The organism is Metabacillus sediminilitoris (assembly GCF_009720625.1).
Classification (GTDB): domain Bacteria; phylum Bacillota; class Bacilli; order Bacillales; family Bacillaceae; genus Metabacillus; species Metabacillus sediminilitoris.
Window position 1 is genome coordinate 1,675,853 of sequence record NZ_CP046266.1, and the last position, 24,309, is coordinate 1,700,161.

General features: G+C 37.1%; 20 protein-coding genes and 1 pseudogene. 19 read left to right on the plus strand and 2 right to left on the minus strand.

Going from position 1 to position 24,309, the window contains the following annotated elements:
- Positions 1–32: 32 nt before the first annotated feature.
- From GMB29_RS08070 to GMB29_RS08160, 19 genes and pseudogenes are all read left to right on the plus strand, one after another.
- Positions 33–1,721 carry a thiamine pyrophosphate-binding protein gene (locus tag GMB29_RS08070; protein ID WP_136351781.1) on the plus strand — a complete coding sequence of 563 codons (1,689 nt, stop codon included), beginning with the start codon at positions 33–35 and terminating at the stop codon, positions 1,719–1,721.
- 16 nt (positions 1,722–1,737) lie between these two features.
- A complete protein-coding gene (locus tag GMB29_RS08075; protein WP_136351780.1) occupies positions 1,738–3,183 on the plus strand; it encodes an aldehyde dehydrogenase family protein in 1,446 nt (481 codons plus the stop codon).
- Positions 3,184–3,198: 15 nt separating this feature from the next.
- The gene (gene nadX / locus GMB29_RS08080) at positions 3,199–3,984 is read left to right on the plus strand and encodes an aspartate dehydrogenase (RefSeq protein WP_136351779.1); all 786 of its coding nucleotides are present in this window, start codon (positions 3,199–3,201) and stop codon (positions 3,982–3,984) included.
- 40 nt (positions 3,985–4,024) lie between these two features.
- Complete coding sequence (locus tag GMB29_RS08085; RefSeq protein WP_136351778.1) at positions 4,025–5,326, plus strand: aromatic ring-hydroxylating oxygenase subunit alpha; 1,302 nt, start codon at positions 4,025–4,027, stop codon at positions 5,324–5,326.
- Positions 5,327–5,343: 17 nt separating this feature from the next.
- Positions 5,344–5,853 (plus strand): aromatic-ring-hydroxylating dioxygenase subunit beta, encoded by a 510-nt coding sequence (locus GMB29_RS08090; RefSeq protein ID WP_136351777.1) that lies wholly within the window; start codon positions 5,344–5,346, stop codon positions 5,851–5,853.
- A 22-nt stretch (positions 5,854–5,875) separates the two neighbouring features.
- Positions 5,876–6,658: an SDR family NAD(P)-dependent oxidoreductase gene (locus tag GMB29_RS08095; protein ID WP_136351776.1), complete on the plus strand. Its 783-nt coding sequence runs from the start codon at positions 5,876–5,878 to the stop codon at positions 6,656–6,658.
- 45 nt (positions 6,659–6,703) lie between these two features.
- The gene (locus tag GMB29_RS08100) at positions 6,704–7,630 is read left to right on the plus strand and encodes a VOC family protein (RefSeq protein ID WP_227551601.1); all 927 of its coding nucleotides are present in this window, start codon (positions 6,704–6,706) and stop codon (positions 7,628–7,630) included.
- Positions 7,631–7,712: 82 nt separating this feature from the next.
- Positions 7,713–8,519 (plus strand): alpha/beta fold hydrolase, encoded by an 807-nt coding sequence (locus GMB29_RS08105; protein ID WP_136351775.1) that lies wholly within the window; start codon positions 7,713–7,715, stop codon positions 8,517–8,519.
- Between the two features lie 31 nt (positions 8,520–8,550).
- Positions 8,551–8,790 carry a ferredoxin gene (locus GMB29_RS08110; protein WP_136351774.1) on the plus strand — a complete coding sequence of 80 codons (240 nt, stop codon included), beginning with the start codon at positions 8,551–8,553 and terminating at the stop codon, positions 8,788–8,790.
- A gap of 68 nt (positions 8,791–8,858) precedes the next feature.
- Entirely contained in the window at positions 8,859–9,851 is a 993-nt protein-coding gene (locus tag GMB29_RS08115; RefSeq protein WP_136351773.1) for an NAD(P)/FAD-dependent oxidoreductase, read from the plus strand.
- A 276-nt stretch (positions 9,852–10,127) separates the two neighbouring features.
- Positions 10,128–11,051, plus strand: coding sequence for an FkbM family methyltransferase (locus GMB29_RS08120; RefSeq protein ID WP_136351772.1), 924 nt, complete (start codon positions 10,128–10,130; stop codon positions 11,049–11,051).
- Positions 11,052–11,321: 270 nt separating this feature from the next.
- Positions 11,322–11,747 (plus strand): ATP-binding protein, encoded by a 426-nt coding sequence (locus tag GMB29_RS08125; protein WP_136351771.1) that lies wholly within the window; start codon positions 11,322–11,324, stop codon positions 11,745–11,747.
- Positions 11,722–13,584, plus strand: a complete 1,863-nt coding sequence (locus tag GMB29_RS08130) for an ATP-binding protein (protein ID WP_136351770.1) — start codon at positions 11,722–11,724, stop codon at positions 13,582–13,584. Before GMB29_RS08125 ends, GMB29_RS08130 begins: the two co-directional genes overlap by 26 nt.
- A gap of 198 nt (positions 13,585–13,782) precedes the next feature.
- A complete protein-coding gene (locus GMB29_RS08135; RefSeq protein WP_227551603.1) occupies positions 13,783–14,985 on the plus strand; it encodes an MFS transporter in 1,203 nt (400 codons plus the stop codon).
- A 362-nt stretch (positions 14,986–15,347) separates the two neighbouring features.
- Positions 15,348–16,118, plus strand: a complete 771-nt coding sequence (locus tag GMB29_RS08140) for a helix-turn-helix domain-containing protein (protein ID WP_136351768.1) — start codon at positions 15,348–15,350, stop codon at positions 16,116–16,118.
- A 167-nt stretch (positions 16,119–16,285) separates the two neighbouring features.
- Positions 16,286–17,269 (plus strand): LacI family DNA-binding transcriptional regulator, encoded by a 984-nt coding sequence (locus tag GMB29_RS08145; RefSeq protein ID WP_136351767.1) that lies wholly within the window; start codon positions 16,286–16,288, stop codon positions 17,267–17,269.
- 139 nt (positions 17,270–17,408) lie between these two features.
- Positions 17,409–18,651: pseudogene (locus tag GMB29_RS08150) on the plus strand (oligosaccharide MFS transporter).
- Between the two features lie 11 nt (positions 18,652–18,662).
- A complete protein-coding gene (locus GMB29_RS08155) occupies positions 18,663–20,135 on the plus strand; it encodes a glycoside hydrolase family 32 protein (protein ID WP_136351766.1) in 1,473 nt (490 codons plus the stop codon).
- 57 nt (positions 20,136–20,192) lie between these two features.
- Complete coding sequence (locus tag GMB29_RS08160; protein WP_136351765.1) at positions 20,193–21,176, plus strand: carbohydrate kinase family protein; 984 nt, start codon at positions 20,193–20,195, stop codon at positions 21,174–21,176.
- A gap of 252 nt (positions 21,177–21,428) precedes the next feature.
- Here the strand turns inward: GMB29_RS08160 and GMB29_RS08165 are convergent, their stop codons facing one another.
- Both GMB29_RS08165 and hprK read right to left on the minus strand, forming a co-directional pair.
- Positions 21,429–22,619, minus strand: coding sequence for an MFS transporter (locus GMB29_RS08165; RefSeq protein ID WP_136351764.1), 1,191 nt, complete (start codon positions 22,617–22,619; stop codon positions 21,429–21,431).
- Between the two features lie 492 nt (positions 22,620–23,111).
- Positions 23,112–24,029 carry an HPr(Ser) kinase/phosphatase gene (gene hprK, locus GMB29_RS08170; protein ID WP_136351763.1) on the minus strand — a complete coding sequence of 306 codons (918 nt, stop codon included), beginning with the start codon at positions 24,027–24,029 and terminating at the stop codon, positions 23,112–23,114.
- Positions 24,030–24,309 lie beyond the last annotated feature (280 nt).

Consider the following 24,309-nt stretch of genomic DNA (forward strand, 5'->3'; position numbering starts at 1 on the left):
CGATAAGAACAAAAACCAAGGGAGGGGATCGAATGAAAATTCAGGAACAAATCGAATATACAACCGCCGATTCGATTGTAAAAGAACTAGTACGAGCAGGTGTAAAGGTAGCTTTTGGGGTTGTCAGCATACATAATATGCCGATCTATGATGCCATTCTTCGAGAGGGAAGCATTAAACTTATTTGTTCACGCGGGGAGAGCGGGGCTGTCAATATGGCAGATGGTTATGCCCGTGCAACTGGAAAGTTAGGTGTAGTGATTACAAGTACTGGAACTGGAGCAGGAAATGCTGCAGGTTCTTTAGTAGAAGCATGGGCGGCTGGCGTTCCACTGCTTCACCTTACAGGGGAAGTCGCATCTCCTTATTATGGTACAGGCAGAGGATATATCCATGAATGCAAAGATCAGCTTTCAATGATGAAGGGTGCATGTAAAAATGCAATCCACCTTAAACAACCTGAACAAACGGCAGGTGTTGTAAGAATGGCAATTGAAGAAGCATTAACAGCGCCAACGGGACCTATCTCATTAGAAATTCCAATCGATTTACAATCTGCTATTATTGAGGATTTTAAGCTTGAGAGTATACAAGATAAAGAGAATGAAAAACAGTTTACGGCAATAATTCCTGAACAATTAGTTGTAAAAATTGCAGAAGCGCGTCGTCCTGTCATATGGGCAGGCGGAGGCGTTATTTCAGCTAATGCTTCGCAAGAGCTGCAAGACTTAGCAGAAATTCTGGGTGCAGCGGTTATTACAAGTCAATCAGGAAAAGGATCAATTCCAGAAAACCACGAGCAATGTATCGGGCATTTTGCAGCCTACGAAGCGACAAAAGAGTTTTTGCAAAATGCTGATCTTTTAATTAGCGTAGGTGTTCGTTTCAGAGGGAATGAAACGTCGAACTGGAAAGTACCTGTACCGGAAGAACATATTGCAATTGATGCCGATCTGCAGGCAATCAACCGTAACTATAAAGCAACAATCGGTTTAGTTGGCGATGCAAAAAATATATTAACGGCTCTCGTTCAAAAGCTGAAAGAAAAAAACGTTATTCAAAAGTCATCTTATATAGAAGAAATAATTTCGCTAAGATATCAACTTCGCACTCAACTGCGGAAAACACTTGGGCCATATGAGCAGTTTCTAGATGGCATGAGAGATATATTGCCGCATGACACAATATTAGTACGCGATGTAACGGTTCAAGCAAATGTGTGGGGAAGCCGTTTATTTGAAATTTATGAACCAAGAACTTCTATTCATGCATCAGGAGGAGGTATTGGTCAAGGTCTTCCAACAGCAATTGGTGCCCAAATAGGCTGTCTGGATAAAACAGTTGTGTTAATGGCAGGAGACGGCGGATTTATGCTCAATGTTGGGGAAATGGTTACAGCAGCTGAAGAAAATCTGCCTATTATTATCGTCCTGTTTGATGATTCAGGTTATGGAGTTTTACGCAATATTCAGGATGCCGCATATGGACGGCAAGTAGCTGTTGATTTATTAAGTCCAAATTTTGTAAAACTTGCGGAGTCTATGCATTTTGATGCTGTCCGGATTGGTTGTGGAGATGAATTTGTAAGTGAACTGAAAAAAGCAAAAGAAAGTCGTAAACCTTCAATGATTGTAGTAGATATGGAAGCTGTCGGGCCAATGGCAAAGCCTTTCGGTGGACCTCCAGGAGCTGCCGAAGCATTTAAACCTAAAAAATTATAAGCGAGGAGGATGGAGAATGATTTCAACATTTCCAGTTGTTTCAGGAAAATATCTTGTGAATGGTGAATGGCAAGAAACAAAGGAAACAACCGATGTAATTAATCCGGCAAACACGGCAGAGGTAGTCGGACAAGTAGCGATATGTTCTGAAGATATCGTAAATGATTCAATCACCGCAGCAGAAAATGCTTTTAAAACATGGTCTCGATTTAATATAGAAGACAGAGCGACACGAATGAATGCTGCAGCAGAAGAATTAGCAAAAACCATTGAGGAAAATGTCACATTGTTTGTACGAGAGAATGGGAAAACACTTGTAGAAGCTAAAAAAGATTTATTACGTTGTGTTGAAGTGATGAAGGGGAGTGCTGCAGAGCTTCTTAATTGGTGGAAGCCGGAAGTTATTCAGGGAAATCAAAAAGTCCAGGTGAGAAGAAGACCAAGAGGCATTACGGCAGTGATTACACCTTGGAATTCCCCGATGATTCTAACATTTAAAAGAGTCATACCGGCTATTTTAGCAGGAAATACCGTTGTCGTAAAACCTGCAACAAATTGCCCTTTAACCATTATGACGTTTTTAAAAGTAGTCGCTGAACATTTTCCGCCAGGTGTGATAAATATTGTGACAGGTTCAGGAAAAGTAATCGGTGATATCCTTTGCTCAGACTCTCGTATCCGCACTGTTGCTTTTGTCGGCAGTACTGAAACTGGTAAAGATATTATGAAAAAGTCTGCCGGAAAACTCCAAAAGGTTTACATGGAACTTGGAGGTAATGATCCAGCGATTATTTTTGAGGATGCAAACATGGATGAAGCAGCGATCAAACGCTTGAAAATAGGGATATTACGAGCAGCTGGCCAAGTTTGTTCAGCTATTAAACGAGTATATGTCCATGAATCGCGTTATGATGAAGTGTTACAAAAATTAACAAAAGAGTTTGAACGGGTGGTTGTTGGGGATGGTATTCAACCGGATGTCACAATGGGGCCACTAAATAATCAAGCACAGTTTGATTATGTTAATGGATTGCTTGAGCGCACAGTTAAAGCAGGAGGAAAGGTGATCACAGCTGGCATTCAGCTTAACCCGGAAACATGGAATCAAGGATATTATATGCTTCCTTCTATTGTAACTGGGGTGAATCAGCAAAGCGAAGTAGTCCGTGTGGAACAATTCGGTCCAGTCATTCCAATTTTGCCATTTTCAAGTTTAGAAGAAGTTGTAGACTATGCGAATGATAGTGAATTTGGATTGCGGGCATCCGTTTGGACAGAAAATGAAGAATTAGCGATTGAAATGGCAGACAGACTTGAGGCTGGAGCTGTTTTTCATAATAACCATACTGTATTTAGTGAATTGGCTATCGACTTTCCAGGTCTAAAAGAAAGTGGTGTTTCCCGGGAAACAAGACATTGCAGTCTGGAACTATTTGCAGATTCATATGGATTTGCTGATTAGGAAGGATGAAAGAAGATGAGATTGGGATTGATTGGGTGTGGGAATATTGGTGAATTCCTGCTTAAAGCAATTAATAAAGACGGACTTCTTCAAGGTGGCAGAATTGTTTCCATTTACGGCCGCCGTGAAGAAAGCGCAGCTCATTTAGCTGACAAATACGGGACACAATTCTATCGGGATTTCGGTTCATTTCTTGATTCTAATCTGGATATGGTGATTGAAGCGGCGACAATTGAAGCTGCTAAAGAATATGGATGTAAAGTACTTGAAGGCGGGAAGGATTTAGTTTTAAGCAGTATTGGTGTGATGGCAGATGATGCTTTTGCAGAAAGAATTCGGGAAGTTAGTCAGCAGCATCATGTGAATGTATTCCTCCCATCTGGAGCAATTGGTGGTCTGGATGTCCTTAAATCAGCAAAAGCCTTGAATGAACTTGATGCTGTTTCAATCACAACGAGAAAACCTCCTCGAGCATTGTCATCAGCAACTTCAATTGATAAAGAAACCGTTATTTTTGAAGGCTCTGCTGCCGAAGCCATTAAGCTGTTTCCGAGAAATATGAATGTGGCGATTGTATTATCATTAGCGGGTCTTGGTTCTGAAAAAACGACAGTGAAAATGATTGCAGATCCAGAAGTAGTAAAAAACAGCCATTTAATAGAAGCGACAGGTTCTTTTGGAAAACTAAAGCTTGAAGTCGAAAATGATCCGATGCCAAATAATCCAAAAACAAGTTATTTAGCAGCATTAAGTGTGCTGGCTACACTCCAAAACAAAGATAAGACGGTTCATGTGGGATAAAGAAAAGAAAAGTTAAAGCTTGCGAAGGGGGAATATAAAGATGCTAAAAACAGAGAAATCATTAGACGAGATGACAAGGGAGCAATTGATCCATTATATACGGGAAACGGTTCAGCCAGAGAAAGGCATAATTCCTGCTTACCTCCTTGGGAATCCAACAGTTTACGATGTAGAACATGAAAAAGTTTTTTTGAAAACATGGGTGTTTGTAGGGCATGAATCCGAAGTGCCAAACGCTGGGGACTTTATGACACGTGAACTTTCAGGATATTCCATTATTATTACACGAGATAAAGAAGGGGAAATTCATGCTTTTCATAACATGTGTACTCATCGGGGGATGAAACTATGCCGTGCTGACAAAGGGAATAAGTCTTCATTTACTTGTCCATATCACGGATTTAACTTTAAAAATACGGGTGAGCTTATCGGTGTTCCCCTTGAAAAAAATATCTATGGCAGTACGCTTGATCGCTTAAAGATGAGTCTTCACAAGGTGAAACTTGAATCGTATAAAGGTCTCTTATTTGGAACATGGAATGATGAGGCAGAGCCACTTGAAGAGTTTCTTGGTGATTTCAAATGGTATTTAGATATTGTTGTAGGTCGTGCGGAAATGGAAGTCATTGGTGCTCCGCAACGGTTTGTTGTGAATTCAAACTGGAAAGTGGGTTCTGATAATTTTGTTGGTGATTCCTATCATACAATGGTCACCCATGGTTCCATCGCAAAACTTGGCATGGTGCCAAATGCAACGTATTCAAAGAGAGGATATCAAATTTATACTGAAAACGGACATGGATTAAACCTCGGAACACCTAACCCTGACTTTGCTTTCCCGGAAGAATTGAAAGATGAATATAAAAATAATTTGTCTGAAGGGCAGTATGAAGTACTAGCAAACTTGAAAAATATGATTGGAAACATTTTTCCGAACTTATCATTTTTAATTTCCCATACAAAAATAAAAGACCAGTTAATTTCTAACACGTCAATAAGAATGTGGCGCCCGCTAGGGTTTAATAAGATGGAAGTCATCGCTTGGATGCTTGTTGAAAAAAATGCCCCTCAAGAATGGAAAGATCGTTCACGAGATTCGTTTATCTTAACATTTAGTCCATCAGGTATTTTTGAGCAGGATGACACGGAAGTATTTACAGATATAACAGAAGCTGCTTCCGGCCCTATGCCTTTCCACAAAAACTTAACCTATAACTATACGATGGGCCTTCATCGTGAACCAGTAGAGTTTATCGGACCAGGTGTCGTTTTTGATGATAAATTCACGGAAGCAAGCCAGAGGAATTTCTACAAATATTGGCTGGAATTAATGACAAAGTGATGGGGGGAGCGGGGAATATGAATTTGGAACAAATACTTGTGAAGTATGAATTTGAACAGTGGCTAAATAAAGAAGCGGAATACCTTGACAATATTGAATTTGATGATTGGTTTGCTTTAATGCACTCAAGCTTGCGCTATCAAATGCCTGTTCGTGTTAATAAAGAAGGGACAGAACGCCCGGACTATTCTACTGACATGTTTACATTTAATGATGATATTGAGTTGTTAAAGCTCCGATTAGAACGTTTAAAGACAGATTATGCATGGGCGGAAATTCCTCCTTCTAGAACTCGTCGATTTGTCAGCAATGTGATGGTTAGAGAGTATGCTGAGGGAGAAAAAGCTGTTGTAAAGAGCTATTTGCTTATATATCGAAGCCGCAGTACGGATATTCATCATGATTTAATTTCTGGTGAAAGAAATGATGAATTTACGTTTGAAGATGGCAAATGGAAATTATCGAAAAGAGTTTTTATTGTCGATCAAACAACCATCAATACTAGAAATCTTGCTATCTTTGTTTAACTGCAAAAAGGGGGATTTGAATATGCTTTTAAAAAATAAAGTAGTGTTAATAACAGGCGGTGCTTCAGGAATTGGCGAAGCTGTCACAAGACGTTTTATACGAGAAGGAGCAAAAGTAAGCATTATGGGGCGTTCCATAGATAGATTAGAGAAAATGAAAGAAGAATTTGGGGGGAATATCTTAACCGTTCAGGGAGATGTAAGCAAATACGAAGACAATGAACAAGCTGTCAAAGCCACTGTTGAGCAATTTGGAAAGCTAGATGTTTTTATTGCGAATGCTGGTGTATTTGATGGATTCGCTAAATTTGCAGATGTAACACCTGAGGCGCTTTCTGACGCATATGATTTTCTTCTTAATATTAACGTGAAAGGCTCATTTTTTGGCGCGAAAGCAGCACTTAAAGAATTGCTAAAAACGAATGGAAATATCATATTTTCTGTATCTGGTGCAAGCTTCTATCCTGATGGCGGGGGCGTTTGGTACACAGCAAGCAAGCATGCTCAAATCGGATTGATGCGCCAGCTTGCATTCGAGCTTGCGCCAAATATTCGGGTAAATGCAGTTGCACCAGGCGGCACATTGACAGCACTAACTGTTATTCCGCCACTGCATCCATATGTGAAAATTGTCGATAATGATACGAAAGCAAGCAGTATTAAAAAACGAAATCCTCTTCAACTTGCACAGATGCCGGAAGATCATGTTGCAGCATATGTACTTTTAGCATCCGATGAATCACGTGCGATTACTGGTGAGGTCATTTCCAGTGATGGCGGTTTGTCAGTACGTGGACTTGGCTGATGTGTAATGTAACGAAATAGATTGCTAGAAAGGGTTTAGATACGCTTGACTGAACCATTACTAGGTAACAGCAAGATTAATCAGCTTGCCTTTGTTGTAAAAGATATACATTCTGCAAATGAAGCTTTTACAAGATTGTTAGGGATTAAGAAGGTCGAGCCTTTTTTGACTGGTGATCGTACTGTTTCAAAAGTTGTGTATAAAGGCGAACCGACAAATTCACAATCTAAACTAGCATTTCTAAATACGCCAACAGTTCAATTTGAGCTCATTGAACCGGATATGAACCCAGGAACAATGCGTGAGTTTTTAAATACGACAGGTGAAGGAATTCATCATATTGCATTTGATGTTGACTCCATTCAAAAGAGAATGAATGTGATGGATAAAAGCGGATACCAAGTCATACAAACAGGGGAATTTACCTCGAGTAACGGCCGATATGCATATATAGATACAGCGGATGATCATAAAACGTTAATTGAATTGCTTGAAAATGAAGAGCCAAGACAAACTGAATGTGAAAAATCGGAAGATCCTAGCATAGAGCCGCTATTAGGAACAAATAAAGTGGAACAACTTGCATTTGTTGTTAAAGATCTAGATCAAGCTGCAGATGCTTACTGTAAACTTCTTGGTATTGATAAACCACCAGTTATCAATTCTGGTCGACCTGAAAAAACAAATGTCATTTATAAAGGTATTCCTACTGAGGGAAAAGCAAGGTATATGTTTCTAAAAACCCCGTTCATACAAATTGAATTGTTTGAGCCGGGTGATTCCCCAAGCACGTGGAAGGATCATCTTGAGACATATGGAGAAGGTGTTCACCATATATCATTCGTTGTGAAAGATATGGCGGCAAAAATCAAGCTGTTGGAAGAAATGGGTTATCCGGTCATTCAGACAGAAACTTTTATAACGGAAAAGGCCGGTATGCATATATGGACACGACATCAACATATAACGTGATTATTGAACTGCTGGAACACTTTGATACATAAAAATGTTTAATTTTGTGATGGTGCTAAAACAAATAGAAGGGACTGATAGTATGCCCTACGTACAAGTAGCAGATTTAAGTATCTATTATGAAATAGAAGGTAATGGAGAACCTTTATTCTTGCTGCATGGTATGAGCAATAATTCACAGTCTTGGAGAGAGCAAATACAGATGTTAAAGAATCATTATACGGTCATTGCTTGGGATGCACCAGGATATGGGAAAAGTTCAAATCCACATATAGAATTTAGAAATTTCAAACAGTTCGCACGTGTACTGAATGGTATGCTGGAACAGCTGAATTTAGAGAAGATTTACCTTCTTGGGCATTCAATGGGTGCAGCAATTGCAATCGATTTTTGTACCCTTTATCCACATAAGATAAAAAAGCTAATACTAGCTGATCCAACAAGAGGTGCTGCTGCTCTAGACTCTAATGTGAATGAGCAGAAATTAAAAGATCGATTATTTTCGATTGGAAATCTTGATCCTGAGGAAATAGCGGATAAAAGGATAAAAGCTTTACTATCTCCATATGCGTCAAAAGAAGTGTTTCAAAGAGTAAAAGAAATTATGGTACAAGTAAGACCAGCGGGATATCGTGCAGTAGCTTATTCACTCTATGATTTGAATCAAATGGATGTATTACCCTCTATAGATGTTCCTGTTCTTGTTATGTGCGGGGAGCTAGATTCTGTAACCCCTGTAAAGGAAGCAGCAGCCATTTACGATCAATTAAAAAACTCACAGCTAGTTATCATCCCAAATGGTGGACACTTATGTTATCAGGAAAATCCTGAAGCATTTAATTCTACCATCATCGAATTTTTACAAACTCATACGAACATCACGATATAAGTAAGGTAAAGAGAGGAGAACGTGAACAAAAATGTCAAAATATACGATAGTAGATCAAGAAACTTGTATTGCTTGCGGAGCATGTGGTGCAGCAGCTCCAGATATTTTTGAATATGATGACGAGGGAATTGCGTTTGTTACACTTGATAATAATGAAGGAAAAACCTGCGTTCCAGATGAATTAGAGGACGATTTAGAAGATGCGTCAGAAGGGTGTCCAACTAGTTCGATTAAAGTTGCCTTAAATGCATTTGATAAGTTATCCTTGTAAATTTAAATAGATGAAACAGATAATTCTAAATTAATAGAATGTTAGTGAATAGATAGAGGTGACGATAAATGGCAGAAGAAAACAACGTTTTTGACATTACAATTATTGGCGGAGGTCCAGTAGGTCTCTTTACAGCTTTTTATGGCGGCATGAGAAATGCGAAGGTAAAAATCATTGAAAGTCTTCCCCAATTAGGTGGGCAACTTTCAGCGCTTTATCCTGAAAAATTCATTTATGATATAGCTGGATTTCCAAAGATAAGAGCCCAACAATTAATCGAGAACTTGAAAGAGCAAATGCAAGTCTTTCAACCAACTATTTGTCTTGAGGAAGCTGTTGAACACATTGAAAAGCAAGCTGATGGATACTTTAAAATTACAACAAATCTAGCTATACATTTCTCAAAATCTATGATTATTACCGCAGGAAATGGCGCTTTTCAACCACGTAAACTGGAACTAGAAGATGCTGTGCAGTATGAAGGGAAGAATTTACACTATTTTGTTGACAATATGAACAAATTTAAAGGCAGAAAAGTAGCCATCCTTGGTGGCGGAGATTCTGCCGTTGATTGGGCTCTTATGTTAGAACCAATCGCTGAAAAAGTTACACTCATTCATCGAAGAGATAAATTTCGGGCCCATGAGCATAGTGTAGAACTATTAATGAATTCAACGATTGAAGTAAAAACACCTTACATACCTTCAGAATTAATAGGAAGCGAAAACATTCATCAAATTATTTTGGAACATACGAAGTCTCAAGAAAAAGAAGGTATCGACATAGATGACCTAATTGTTAATTATGGCTTCGTATCATCTCTTGGTCCGATAAAAGAATGGGGACTTTCTATTGTGAAAAATAGCATTATCGTCAATTCTAAGCAAGAAACAAATATACCAGGCATTTATGCAGCAGGTGATATCTGCACATATGATGGCAAAGTTAAACTCATTGCATCGGGGTTTGGTGAAGGTCCAACTGCAGTTAATAATGCCAAAGCTTATATTGATCCTTCGGCGAAAGTACAGCCAATGCATAGTACCTCTTTATTTAATTAATTAAGGTGTGATCATGCCTTCCATAATATATGTCAAGTAGGCTGATGTCCAATTTGTGCAATACAATGAAGTTTTTCATTAAATTTATTAATTGTATGTAAATATTTTGTTAATCTACATGTTTAATAGAAGGAATTTTATATGATTGTAAGAATTCATTAGAATAGCAAATAAATAGATAACCCCAATATGTTATGCTGCCTATCAGTTAAGGAGAAAGAAAAGCCCACTTATGAAAAAAGTCTCGATTTACGTTAAATATGCAGGAGGTACAACATGATAACCAAAGCATCAGTTCGAAAACCATTACTGATGAAAATGTGGGAGCAATACCCAAAAACGTGGAAATTTCTAATTGATTTAGGGATTTTACTAAAATATAAGACATTAAATATTAGTAAATTACCAAACAAAATCGTGCTGCCTTCTTCAATGGTTTTATTTGTAAATTCAGAGGAAAACCGTGGCAGAGCACTGCTAATCAGCAATGGAATGACACAAAAGCGGCTGACGAATTTTTGGGGAAAAGCAGTAAGTGACATCAAACCAGATTTAATAATTGACGTAGGGGTTAATTATGGAGAATGTATCTTTTCGACCACATATCCTGAACATACAAAGGTTTATGGAATTGAAGCCAATCGTCATCTGTTAAAATTTATCTACAAATCTCGTGACGTCCATCCAAATAAATCACAAATAGAAATTATTAATGCCATCGCCTCAGATAAAGATGATGAAGAAATACCTTTTTTTATCGATAAGCATTGGTCAGGGACATCTTCAGCTTCATATATGCCCGCACATAAAATGATCGAAAAGGAATCTGTTAAAGCGATCACGATTAATTCTTTAGTTAAGAAGGATGATCCATACGGTACTGTTCTTTTTAAGGTAGATGTAGAAGGGTATGAAGCTTTTGTTTTAAAAGGGATGATCGATATATTTAATCATAGTGACATGACGATTGGATTTATCGAATTTAATAGTGAATATATTGAAAAACTAGGCACAAGTGTAGATGAATTTTTGGCATTTTTACATACGTATTTTACGATTTATCTTTATTTGGAAAATGATACAATCATAAATGCAAGTCAATTTAACTACGAGGATCTGCAAAACTTGTTTGGCTCTGCCTATATTCATACCGATTTTATTTTAACGACAGATGATAGAGTGATAGATAACCTGATTTAATTTAGCCCTGGAAGAGAGAAACACTCCTAAATATAAGGAGAGTCTCTCTTTTTATTTACGAAGAAAGGTATCATTATAAAAATATTGAAAATAAATGAAAAATTTTGTATATTTAGGATAGCTAGGGAAGAAATTGTCATTTATTAAAGATTTTTGGAAAGCGCTTTCTATTTTAGATTTATTCATTTCATAGACTATTTCCGAGAATGAAAGATTTGTTCATTATTAGATTTTTAGAATTGGAAAAATTGTAAAGGAACAAAGGGAAGCATGTACAGAATTGTTATTACAAATGAAAATGATGTGTATATGGCTAGCACAGTTGGGAAAAGAGTTGCAGAGGAATATGGTTTAACGAAAAGCCAGCAAACAAAGCTAGTCGTATCAATTATGGAGTTAACTCGGAATATTGTTTACTATGCAGGAACTGGGGAGGTTTTTATCACTCCACTAAGTGGTTATGGAATTGAAGTAACAGCAATTGATAAAGGCCCCGGTATTTCAGAAATTGATAAGGTGATGAATAATGAAATTAAATCCAAAAAAGGGCTTGGTTTAGGACTATCAGGCGTAAAACGGATGATGGATGAATTTCATATTTCAAGCACAAAAAATGCCGGAACTAAGGTTAGAGTTGTCAAGTGTTTTGATGAAAGGCAGGTTAGGCATAATGATAAATTCAATAGCCGAACATAGAGTGAATTATGGAGTCATTGAACTTGCCCCAGATGGAAATATACAACATGTGACCAAAGAAGTAGAAGAATTGTTACTTGATCGTAGAAACGAGCATTCAAAGAACCTTTTTCAATGTATAACAAATAAGGAATTAAAGTCCAATCTTCATGATTGCTTTATGGGTAGGTCAAATCAATTTATTTTAACGATTGATGCACAGCAATACTTTTTTTTATTTCATAAAACGTTTCATGAACAAAAGCTTGAAAAGATTTATATATATATGTTCCACGTTAATCAATTGCAAAACCTGTCAGAACCAAATAACTGGAATCATAGTCTATTATCATCTATTGGAGAAATGGCCGCAGGTATTGCACATGAAGTACGCAATCCTTTAACAGCTGTAAAAGGTTTTCTGCAATTATTGGATAAAACGTATAACACGGAATATATAAATATCGCACAAAGTGAATTAGAACGTGCCATCATCACATTAAATGATTTAATGAGTGTGTCAAAACCGGAGTTTGGTGTTGAACAAGCCGTCCCATTAAATTTATGTACGGAATTAGAATCCACAATCCTATTATTTCAAAACCAGCTTTATCATATAAAAGTGGTTAAAAACTTTGAAAATAAAAATGCCAACATTATTGGCAAAAAAGATCAAATAAAAAAGGCGTTTTTTAATTTAATCAAAAATGCCATTGAAGCAATGCCTGATGGCGGGACATTGGTTGTGAATGAATATGAGGATATTCAAAACATACATATTACCATTTCAGATACTGGGGTTGGGATACCAAAGGACAAGCTCAGACTTTTAGGAACACCGTTTTTTACATTAAAACAAGATGGAAAAGGAATGGGGCTTGCTCAAGTTTTTAATGCTGTTCAAAATAATCATGCCAAAATCCATGTAAATAGCAAGGAGGGTCAAGGAACGACCTTTCATCTTTCCTTTTTAAAGAATCAAAAAAAACATGTTCAATATAAAGGAGGAAACACGATGTCATCTGTCATTGATATGGAAAGCAGTTTATCCGAATTTTTGAATCAAAATCTAAAGGTTTATACGAAAGAATGGCTTCAATATATTAAAAAGAATAAAGGCTATATTGCCAAATTCTTAGATGGCAGCGGTGATTTGGAAACCTATGAAACTGAAGGGAATCCACTTTTTAAAATTGTCGCAGATCATATCTTCCATTTAAAAACAGATGAAGTGATGGAAATAGCGAAAGAAATGGGAATCCACCGAGCAAAAACAGATTTTCCTATACATATGGCATGGGAGATTTTTCAATCTAGTCGTGGAGTTATTTGGAGTGCGATCAAAGCATTTTATTCAGAAACCAACTCTACACTTGATATGGAAGAGTTTTTTGAGCTGGAGCGAAGAGTGAATGACATTATTGATATGTTTATTGATTCGTATACTGCTTACTATGTAAATTACAAGGATGAAATGCTTAATAGCCATCGTCAAACATTGGATGAATTATCTGTGCCAATTATTCCACTTACTGAAAAAGTATGCATCCTGCCAATTGTCGGAAATGTCGATACATATCGTGCAAAGAAAATTCGTGAAAAAACACTTGTAAAAGTAAAAGAATTAAAAGCCCAACAATTAATTATTGATATTTCCGCTGTTCCATATGTCGATACGGCAGTCGTAAACCACTTATTTAAAATTGTTAAAGGAATTAAACTTTTAGGCTGTTCAACTATTCTAACTGGAATCAGTGCGGAAATTGCAGATACAATGATTGAACTCGGTATTGAAATTGGTGATGAATTAAAAACACGATCTGATTTACAGCAAGCATTACAGGAGATTATGTCATGATATACATCATGAATTCACCGGCAAAATAATAGAACAAGATCTTATAAAGGTCTTGTTCTATTCTTATTTATACAAATGAATAATGGAAAGGCAGAGATCCATTCTCATTCATTTGATTGCCAATTATAAACAATCGAGTCTTCACACTACATTCTATAGTATAATGGGTGATAGCAATTTCTGAAAGTAGGAGTTAAATTGATAAACAAAGATGTACCTGTCCTTTGGACGAAATCTTTTCTTTTATTTATTATTGGCAACTTTTTTTTATTTATGAGTTTTATGATGTTATTACCTACCATGCCGCCACAAGCAAAAGCATTAGGGGCAACTGATTTTCAGGTTGGACTTGTCACAACATTATTTGCATTCTCGGCAATCATTGCTCGGCCGTTTATTGGATTTCTGTTGGAATCAAGCAGCCGCAAATGGCTTGTCGTAGTCGGAGCCATTGCTTTATTTCTTTTAACGATTACATATACCTTTTCATCGATGATCATCTTATTCCTTGTGATTCGCTTTGTTCATGGGATTGTATGGGGATGTGCGACAACTGTAAATGGAACGGTAGCTGTTGAGCTAGTTCCATCCAAACGTATTGGTGAAGGAATCGGTTATTTTGGATTATCTGCTACAATTGGAATGATTATTGCTCCTAGTCTAGGAATCTTAATCTATCAAAACTTTGGATTTCACGCAATGATTGCTGGATCAGTGATCATTGGTTTGCTTGGAATCGTGACTTTAGCAAGTGGGAAATATCATACACCAACATCTGTTCAAGCTAAAACGTTAAATTTTAAGGAATTTTCTTTTATTAACTCATTGTTCACAAGAGATAGCTGGTATCCAGCACTAGTAACGATATTAACCACGTTTGGCTACGGCGCGATTGTCACCTTTATCGTGATTTTTGGCGAAGAACGAGGAATTGATCAAATCTTTTTATATTACTTTTGCAATGCCATCATGGCTACTGCTGTACGCCCGATTTCAGGGAAGTGGTTTGATAGGAAAGGTCCTTGGACTCTGATCATGATATGTTCAGTCTTAACAATCGCAGGCTTATGGGTTCTATCCTATACGTATTCTGTTGGAATGCTTATTCTGGCTGGTGCCATATTTGGTGCTGGATATGGATCGCTTCTGCCAGCATTGCAAGCATGGGTCTTATCAAAGACAGCTTCAGAAAAACGTGGAACGGCTAATGGGATGTTTTATTCAGCAATTGATTTTGGGCTTGGATTAAGTGCCATTCTTTTAGGGGTTGTTTCAGCATTTGTTGATTTAGGAACTGTTTTTCAACTATCAAGCATCTGTTTTGTGATTGTCATTTTCATGACGCTTTATGATTTTCGTAAGCAAAAAAGTCAAGAGAAGAAAAAAACAATCGCTGTTTAGTGGAAGACTAAGTTGAAGGTTTCTCTGTGTTCATTGAACATATGAGAAGCCTTTTTTGCTATTCTTTTAAAGCTTTAAAACGAAGCTATTTAAGCTTGATTGGAGCAGATTGCGATACTCTAGCGGGAGTAGGGAACTGGTGAGTCTCATGCAGGCGTTTAAGCCGAGGAGGCACACCGCCCGCGCCGCGAAAAGCGAGCATCCTCTCGCTGCAATCAACCACATCGCACAACTTGGTAAATAGCAACAAAGTTTGCGAAAACTGCTTATGAAAAAAATCACAAAAAAAAGAAAAATGACGCTACTCAATAAGTGCTAAATTCCTATATACCCTATGAAGGATTTTAGGGAGGTTATCACTTATGAAAAAAGCCATTACAAAAATCGCTTGCACAGATACATATAAAGCACTAAGTACATTTTCCACGATTGAAGAATTAAATCAATCTATCTATCATCACATCACACGTCATAGCGGCACCCTCACAGAAACAATGATCACCGTCTTAAAATTACTAGGAAGATACAGTGTCAAATATTTAGGTGTCTCTTATTTAGCGAAAAATAAAATTGGTGAACTGGTTGGGAAAAATAGACGGACCATTATTCGTGTTTGCCATGAACTTGAACAACTTGGAATCATTAAACAATATCCTATGAAACGAAACAGTGATCAGCAGCAAACCTCAAATGCAATTGTGATTCAGCCCTATGTGGAAGAGGCTGAAAATGAACATGTCACACAAGCCATGACGGAACATGTCACACCAAAAAACAATTCATCTTCTTTAAACAATCTAAAAAATAATAATACGTATGATGGACCCATTTTGTTTCCATATGAGTCATTTCGAGCGATGTGTCATAGCTTTACAAAAGAGAAAAAAACCATTAATCGCCTTTATGGTATCTATTTAAGCCAGATCAAACATATCAAACGATACTATGATGAAAAAGAGCTGCTCAACCTCGGAATCCTGGCGATAAAAATAACCTTTCAAGCAACAAAAAGGAAAAAGCTTCGTAATCTTTTTGGCTATTATAACGGTGTATTGGATCAATTGTATACAAAGCTGTATTTTGAGGATATGAAGTCTAATTATTGGTGTACCGAGGGAGAAGCTGCAGTTTAAGCTAGTGCTGAAAGGAATGATAACAAGTATTCATCATCTTTTAGTCGTGCTTTTTGCTATAATGAGATTATACATATCTGCATGAATGAGAGTGAATCCGGAATATAATAAAAACCAACTCTTAAAATTATTTATCATATGTTTTATGAGCAGATGGAGGAAATAGAATGAAACCGAAAATTAGTGATGTGGCGAAACGTGCTGGTGTTTCACCAACAACCGTTTCACGCGTATTAAACAATCGCGGCTATATAAGTGAGGAAACTAGAGAAAATGTCCATAGAGCAATGAATGAACTTAATTATTTTCCAAACGATGTTGCTCGTTCGTTATTTAATAAACGATCCAATCTAATCGGAATTATTTTACCTACTACGAGTAATCCCTTTTTTGGAGAACTAACCTTTCATATTGAAAACATATGTGCTTCACTAGGGTATAAGGTATTACTTTGCAATAGTTTAAATCGCATAGATAAAGAAGAAAAGTATCTCGAAATGCTTATGCGAAACCAAGTTGATGGGATTATTGTTGGTACACATAACCGCGGTATTATCAATTATCATAAGCAGAACCTTGCTGTTGTTGCGATTGACCGCCATTTATCAGAAACAATTCCTGTTGTTAGCTCTGATAATTATGAGGGAGGAAAAATGGCTGCAGAGCTGTTAATTTCCAAAGGATGCCAGTCGATTATTCATATTAATGGACAAAAAGAACTGGAAACACCAGCAATGTTAAGAAGGAAAGCGTATGAGGATGTCATGATGAAGAATGGGAGAACCCCGATTACATTCGAAATACCAGAAGTTTTTGATAAGCAAAGTCAGCAGCAAGTCATTAGTCAAATATTTAATGAATGTCCGGATATTGATGGCTTATTTGCAAGTAATGATTTATTTGCAGCTTCATTTATAACAGAGGCAAAAAAGCGCGGTTTATCAGTTCCAGGACAGGTGAAGGTCGTCGGATATGACGGTACAGAAACAAGTCAAATCTTACTTCCGGAATTGACAACCATTCAGCAGCCGATTGCATCGATTGCCAAAACAGCCGTAGAGATATTAATAAAAGAAATCGAGGGAGATTTTAGTGATATCCCGCTCCAAACCAGACTCCCAGTAAAGTTATTAGAAGGATCTACCGTGTAAAAACATTGCCGCAGGCAGTGTTTTTTTTAAAAGTTTATGTCAACGGGTTGACATATGAAACCGGTTGACATAAACTGATGTTGAAAGTGCTTTCGTTTTACTTATCAGTTTCTAACTCATTTCAAAAGGAGCAATAAACATGACAGATTCAAAAAGTCTTTATTGGAAATTAAGTGCTTATTTTTTCTTTTTCTTTTTTACGTGGTCATCTAGTTATTCACTATTTTCCATTTGGTTAGGTCAAGAAATGAATTTGAGCGGGGCTTCAACTGGGATTATCTTTTCTGTAAACGCTATCTTTGCCTTGTGTATGCAGCCTCTATATGGTTATATATCTGACAAAATAGGATTAAAGAAAAATATTTTATTTTTTATTAGTGTCATGCTCGTCTTTGTCGGACCGTTTTATATTTACGTATATGGCCCTTTATTGCAATACAATGTCATGCTGGGCGCAATTGTTGGAGGACTTTATTTAGGGATTGCTTTTCTGGCGGGTATTGGTGCTATCGAGTCATACATTGAAAAAATCGGCCGTAAATACAATTTCGAATATGGGAAAATCAAGAATGTGGGGTTCATTAGGCTGGGCAGCAGCTACTTTTTTTGCAGGACAATTATTTAATATCAACCCGAACATCAACTTCTGGGTTGCATCTGTTTCAGCACTTATTTTAGTTGCTATCATTCTATCAGTGAAAGTAGAAATGACAAATCAAGAGTTAGATCAAGCAGAATCCATCACATTAAAAGACGTTGGCCAGCTTTTTCTTTTAAAAGATTTCTGGTTTTTAATGATGTATGTTGTCGGAGTAACATGTGTGTACAGTGTTTACGATCAGCAATTCCCATTATATTATGCTTCATTATTTCCAACAGAAGCATTTGGAAATCAAGTATTCGGTTACTTAAATTCATTCCAAGTGTTTCTTGAAGCAGGGATGATGTTTTTAGCTCCATTTATCGTCAATAAATTAGGAGCAAAAAACAGTTTGATTTTAGCTGGCTTTTTGATGGCATTCAGAATTATCGGTTCAGGTATGGTTATTGGGCCAATTGGGATTTCAGGGATGAAATTAATTCATGCTTTAGAACTGCCAATCATGCTAATCGCCATTTTTAAATATTTAGCAGCAAATTTTGATACACGCCTATCATCCGTATTGTATCTTGTTGGTTTTCAGTTTGCATCACAGGTAGGTGCATCGATTCTCTCGCCGATTGCTGGTGTATTATACGATAGCATCGGGTTCCGTTATTCATATATGTTAATGGGAATCATGGTATTGTGTTTTACAATTCTATCAATCTTTACCCTATTAAACTCTAAAAATGATCATAAACCGAATTTTCAAGCAGATCACATAAAAAAGGCTATTTAGGAGGCAGAAAAATGGTAGTAACTAGTAGAATTCAACAAGCAGAAAAAGCGCTCAAAAAAGCAAAGGAGAAAGTAAATCCGCAGTTTCGTCTAGGGTATCACATCATGGCGCCAGCAAACTGGATAAATGATCCGAATGGATTAGTAGAGTATAAGGGAGAATATCATGTATTCTATCAGCACCATCCATATGATGAAAATTGGGGTCCAATGCATTGGGGACATGTGAAAAGTAAGGATCTTGTTCATTGGGAACATCTTCCTATTGCTTTGACACCAGGAGATGCTTGTGACGTCGATGGCTGTTTTTCAGGGAGTGCCGTTGATAATGATGGTGAGTTAACGTTAATTTATACAGGACATCATTATATAGACAAAAAGCAAGATCTCTTTTATCAAAATCAAAATATTGCCCTGAGTCGAGACGGGGTGACCTTTGAAAAGTTCGGAGAAAACCCTATTATTGCCGAACCGCCAGCAGATAGTGCCCACCATTTCCGTGATCCAAAGGTATGGAAGCATCATGACACTTGGTATATGATCTTAGGAAATGCGACAAAAGAGCAAATCGGCAGAGTCATCTTATACAAGTCAATTGATTTGAGAAAATGGGAATATGTCGGGGTTCTTGCCCAAAGTGACGGAACATTAGGATTTATGTGGGAATGCCCGGATTTCTTTGAATTGGACGGTAAACATGTGTTAATGATTTCACCTCAAGGGATCGAAGCAGACGGTGAAAACTTTAATAATTTGTTCCAAACTGGTTATTTAGTAGGTGACTACAAGTATGAAACAAATCAATTTGACCATGGTACCTTCACTGAATTGGATCGGGGCCATGACTTTTATGCGGTGCAAACCTTTTTAGACAGCAAAGGGCGCAGAATTGCGATCGGCTGGATGGATATGTGGGAAGCGAATATGCCGACAAAAGCTGATGGCTGGTGTGGGGCATTAACATTACCACGTGTTGTGACATTAGGAGCTAATCATCAAATTCTCATGAATCCTGTTGAGGAATTAACCTTACTCCGTGAAGCAGAATACCAAATGTGCAAAGATCAAATGCTCTCAGATCATTATGTGGTAGAAACAAATGAAGAGCTGCTGGAAGTGAAGTCGGTCTTTGACTTGTCAAATAGTAAGGCAGGTCAGGTAGGGGTAAGAATTCGCGGAATGAATGGGGAAGAAACACGATTAACATATGACATCGCTCAACAAAAGCTGACGCTTGATTGCACGAAAAGTGGAAAGCAGGAAGATGGAATCAGACATGCAGCCCTTGATGCAAATGGTTTATTGACGTTACGGATTTTCATTGATCGTTCTTCAATTGAAGTGTTTGCTAATGATGGTCAAGTGACGATGACAAGCCGTATGTATCCGAAAGAAGAAAGAGTTGGTTTCGAGCTTTTCACAACAAATAATGATGTGAAAATAAAGGATTTAACGTATTGGACGTTGAAAGATATTTGGAAGTGAAAAATGGTGGCGGGTGATTCATACTATGTGCCCGCTTATTTTGAGGTGAGTGACGTAATGAAAAAGATTTTTTGTATCGGAGAAACATTAATTGACTTTATTCCAGTTCAAAAGAATAAATCCCTTAAAGAAGTAACAGGTTTTGAGCGTGTTGCTGGAGGTGCTCCAATGAATGTAGCGATCGCTGTTGCAAAATATGGCGGCCACTCTGTCATGTTAACAAAAATGGCAAATGACCACTTTGGTGATTTTCTATTGGACGTTATCGAAGAAAATGGAGTTGATTCCTCTTATATTATTCGGTCAGAAGAAGGGGAAACAGGATTAGCCTTCGTATCCGTTGATGAGCATGGCGAAAGAAGCTTTAATTTTTATCGGAAAAATGCGGCTGATTTAATGCTTACACCACAGGAAGTGAAGTCAGAATGGTTTAAAGCAGGTGATTTCCTTCATTACTGCTCTGTGGATTTAATTGAAAGTCCGATGAAGCAAACACATAAAAAAGTGATTGAAGATTTCCGTCAAATTGGCGGAATCATTAGCTTTGATCCAAATGTCCGCCTTCCATTATGGCCTGATCCAGAAAGCTGCCGGGAAACGATCTTGCAATTTTTGCCGTTAGCTGATTTGGTGAAAGTATCTGATGAGGAGCTCACTTTTATTACAGGTATTGAAGAAGAAAAAGCAGCAATCTCTTCGCTTTTTGTTGGGAGTGTGAAAGCTGTCGTGTATACAAAGGGCAGTGAGGGGGCCTCGATCTTTTTAAAAAATGGCGAAGAGTATGAAGGGAAAGGATTTAAAGTAACTGTCGCAGATACGACAGGGGCGGGGGATGCTTTCATCGGAGGATTTTTGTCCGAATTGTTGTTATTAGGTGTATCAGCCGAAAATCTTTCAGAGAAAATTCAAGAACATCACAGGCAAATTCTGACATTTGCAAATGCAAGCGGAGCGCTTACTGCTTCTGTAAAAGGGGCGATTCAAGCAGCACCCTCAAGAGGACATGTTTTGAATTTTATTGAAACGAAAGTGATTGACTGAATAATAGATTGAAAGAATGAACTAAAAGAATGAAACAATTAATGAGATCGATGGATAACGATAAATATAACACCGCTGCCTCGATCTTGCTCATGAGAAGTCCTTTATCAATTATACACTTTGCAAAACAAGTAGAAAAATATAGAGGAAGAGTAGAGCATAGTCTACTCTTTCTTTCATTTTACCGCAAACAAAAAATAGTATGATTATTCTTTTCTCGGTCTAGTAAAATATGGAATGGCTTCGAATTAGTTAATGTTCGTTATTAAAAGTGAGCAGCAAAGCCAAAATAACGGAAACTCCCAATAATCCAAATAAAATCAAGCAAATCGTTCGAAAATCACCAACTTGAAGAACAAACGGTCCAATACTTGCGCCTAAAAAAAGAAGAAATGTATACATCGTTAAGGACGGGCCCCTCTTTGCACCTCCGATATGACCTACTACTTGAATCATCGTTGGAATCACGAGCGAAAATCCTGCTACAAAAATGACGGATGAGACAACAAGAAGAATAAGGTTTGGCATAATTGATAAGAGTAAGAGACCAAGATCTGCACAAATAAGTCCAGCAATCAGTGTCTGTTTTAAGCCATATGTTCGAATGGATTTTCCTGAAAACAAAGTGAAAGTCATTCCTAAGATCCCAATCATTCGGATTATAAGAATCTGTTCTTCTGAAAGTCCATATTTGAAAGTTAAATAACCGCCTAGTGCAGCATACATCGCAACAAAGGATAAAAATAACGTAATGGCAATTATATACCCTTTCACAATATTACGATTAGTAAATCTGAACATTTGTCGGTAGAAGGTTACTAAATGAACATTAGAAACATGACTAGAGCTAGAAGGAAGGACCTTGAACGCTAATATAAAAACGATGAAGTAGACTACAGAAAAAAACACAAATACAAAATTCCATCCTATAGAATGTGTAATCCACGAACTAATGACTTGACCTAAAATTCCAGAAAGAAGAAAACCTGTACTTATCCATGCAATCGTTAATGCTCTTTTTTGCGGTTGGAAAATTTCGAACACATAAGCCAAGGCGACAGGAGCAAACGTTGCAGCCGCAATTCCTTGTAAAGATCTGAAGAAAATAATCCATTCAATTGTATGAACAAAGGAAAGGATAAATGTAATAACAGCTATTGATAATAATCCATATACAATCACATGACGTCTGCCCCAAATTTCTGAGAATGGACCAAAAAAGAGAAATCCTAATGCATAGAAGAAAGTAAACGATGAGGTAGTCAAACTAGCCACTGTTTTTGAGGTATGTAACTCACTAGTTAGGACGTCTATAATTGGTACCATCGTATAAACATTACAGACAATAATAAAACCTGATATTGCTAGAATCCACATCACCTGCAACTCATTTGTTTTTTCCTTTTCTACTTTTACCTGTACCAAACTCTCCTCTGCATTCATACTTATTTTCTCCTCCTACTAATAAAAGAAATGATTTCTTTTTACAATCAATACTTCATTCCAACTAACATTTTTTTTATTAAGCATAATGACTTTAAAATACTTATTAACAAAAAAGCTGCAATATGAGGAATAGGGGGCTAAAAAGTGACGATCATGATGATGATGATTGAGTGAAAAAATTTTAGATAGATCAAGCTACACAAATTGACAAAGTGAAGGTCTAATAGAGGTACCCGAGAGAAAAACTGTGCAAATCAGATTATTAAAGCATTGAACTCCTCAATTCCAGATTTTACGGAATTAATTTCTTTTCTCATACGCTTAAAATAAATAAGAAACCCCTTGAAATCTGTCGTTTAAAATAGCTATGAATAAATTGAAATTCCATCATTCCTTACAAACACGGTTAATCTTAAATAACCATTTTTAAACAGGCGCTTTTTAAACAAAGCGCCGTTTGGATTATGTATCATTTGTAAAACATATTAACTAAAACTCAGACTCAAGACGTTTCATAAACTCTTCTGCAGCACTGTACCCTTGCTGCTTCAGAAGCCAGTTATTTGCAGCAGCTTCAATTAACCCCGCCACATCCCGACCAGGCTGGAGCTGGATCTCAATATGAGGAATTTGAACGCCCATGTATTCTGTGAAAATAGATTCATGCTCTAATTCATTATTGAGAGAATTCTTCTGCCATTTTGTCAATTCAATATCAAGGGCAATCCTCGTTTCATCCTGAAAAGCTTTTCTGCCATATAAACGGACCACATTTAACAGCCCAATACTGCGTAAGGAGAGAAATTCCTTCGTTTTCTCGTCATGTGTACCGAGAATCGTTCGCGGACTAAGCTTTTTTAACACGACGATATCATCAGCCACAAGCCTGTGCCCTCTGCCGATCAAAGTGTGTGCGGTTTCACTTTTGCCAACTCCTGATTTTCCCCGAATTAAAATGCCCATTCCATATACGTTTACACAAACGCCGTGTATCGCTGTTTCTGGTGCTAGTGTTTTAACCATATATGCATCAAGTTTTGTGATAAATTCAGAAGTCGTTTCTAGTTCGTTCGTACATAACAAAGGAATTCCTTCTTCTGTACAATATTGGGTCAAGTATGTTAGTCCTTCCTGGCCGGCTGTAACAATAAAACAAGGCGGGTGATATTTGACAATATTGCCAATTCGAAGTTGACGCTCTTCTATGTTTAATTTATGTAAATATGTTATCTCTTTTCTTCCAAGTATTTGAACTTGTTCAGTTGGAAAAAAATCGAAATGACCAACGAATTCCAAACCTGGTCGATGAGATCTTGGCTGTGTAATGGTTTGTTGTAGTCTATTTTCTCCAGTCAACACTTTCAATGAAAACTTTTGAACCAAATGTTCAACTGTTAATGATTTCAATTCAATGACACTCTCCGTCCTCAATGACTTTCTGATTTAATGAAAAGATTCCTTTTGTGAAAGATGTTCCAAAAAAAGAATCATAATGTTATCCGTATTTTATCATAACTGATATGGCGAGTAGATATCTATCAAAATGGTTTGAAATGGAATAAAAGACGGTTCTGATGTAATGACAAGATAAAATTACCAAAGATGTTAATTCATTTATGAATAGACATAGTTTTTTTGAAAATGTACATGATAGTAATAATTGATAAAAATGGCAGCTAGATCTTTC

Coding starts and splice junctions, on each gene's coding strand:
- GMB29_RS08070 (WP_136351781.1), top strand. CDS start 33: ATGAAAATTCAGGAACAAATCGAATATACAACCGCCGATTCGATTGTA.
- GMB29_RS08075 (WP_136351780.1), top strand. CDS start 1,738: ATGATTTCAACATTTCCAGTTGTTTCAGGAAAATATCTTGTGAATGGT.
- nadX (WP_136351779.1), top strand. CDS start 3,199: ATGAGATTGGGATTGATTGGGTGTGGGAATATTGGTGAATTCCTGCTT.
- GMB29_RS08085 (WP_136351778.1), top strand. CDS start 4,025: ATGCTAAAAACAGAGAAATCATTAGACGAGATGACAAGGGAGCAATTG.
- GMB29_RS08090 (WP_136351777.1), top strand. CDS start 5,344: ATGAATTTGGAACAAATACTTGTGAAGTATGAATTTGAACAGTGGCTA.
- GMB29_RS08095 (WP_136351776.1), top strand. CDS start 5,876: ATGCTTTTAAAAAATAAAGTAGTGTTAATAACAGGCGGTGCTTCAGGA.
- GMB29_RS08105 (WP_136351775.1), top strand. CDS start 7,713: ATGCCCTACGTACAAGTAGCAGATTTAAGTATCTATTATGAAATAGAA.
- GMB29_RS08110 (WP_136351774.1), top strand. CDS start 8,551: ATGTCAAAATATACGATAGTAGATCAAGAAACTTGTATTGCTTGCGGA.
- GMB29_RS08115 (WP_136351773.1), top strand. CDS start 8,859: ATGGCAGAAGAAAACAACGTTTTTGACATTACAATTATTGGCGGAGGT.
- GMB29_RS08120 (WP_136351772.1), top strand. CDS start 10,128: ATGATAACCAAAGCATCAGTTCGAAAACCATTACTGATGAAAATGTGG.
- GMB29_RS08125 (WP_136351771.1), top strand. CDS start 11,322: ATGTACAGAATTGTTATTACAAATGAAAATGATGTGTATATGGCTAGC.
- GMB29_RS08130 (WP_136351770.1), top strand. CDS start 11,722: ATGATAAATTCAATAGCCGAACATAGAGTGAATTATGGAGTCATTGAA.
- GMB29_RS08140 (WP_136351768.1), top strand. CDS start 15,348: ATGAAAAAAGCCATTACAAAAATCGCTTGCACAGATACATATAAAGCA.
- GMB29_RS08145 (WP_136351767.1), top strand. CDS start 16,286: ATGAAACCGAAAATTAGTGATGTGGCGAAACGTGCTGGTGTTTCACCA.
- GMB29_RS08155 (WP_136351766.1), top strand. CDS start 18,663: ATGGTAGTAACTAGTAGAATTCAACAAGCAGAAAAAGCGCTCAAAAAA.
- GMB29_RS08160 (WP_136351765.1), top strand. CDS start 20,193: ATGAAAAAGATTTTTTGTATCGGAGAAACATTAATTGACTTTATTCCA.
- GMB29_RS08165 (WP_136351764.1), bottom strand. CDS start 22,619: ATGAATGCAGAGGAGAGTTTGGTACAGGTAAAAGTAGAAAAGGAAAAA.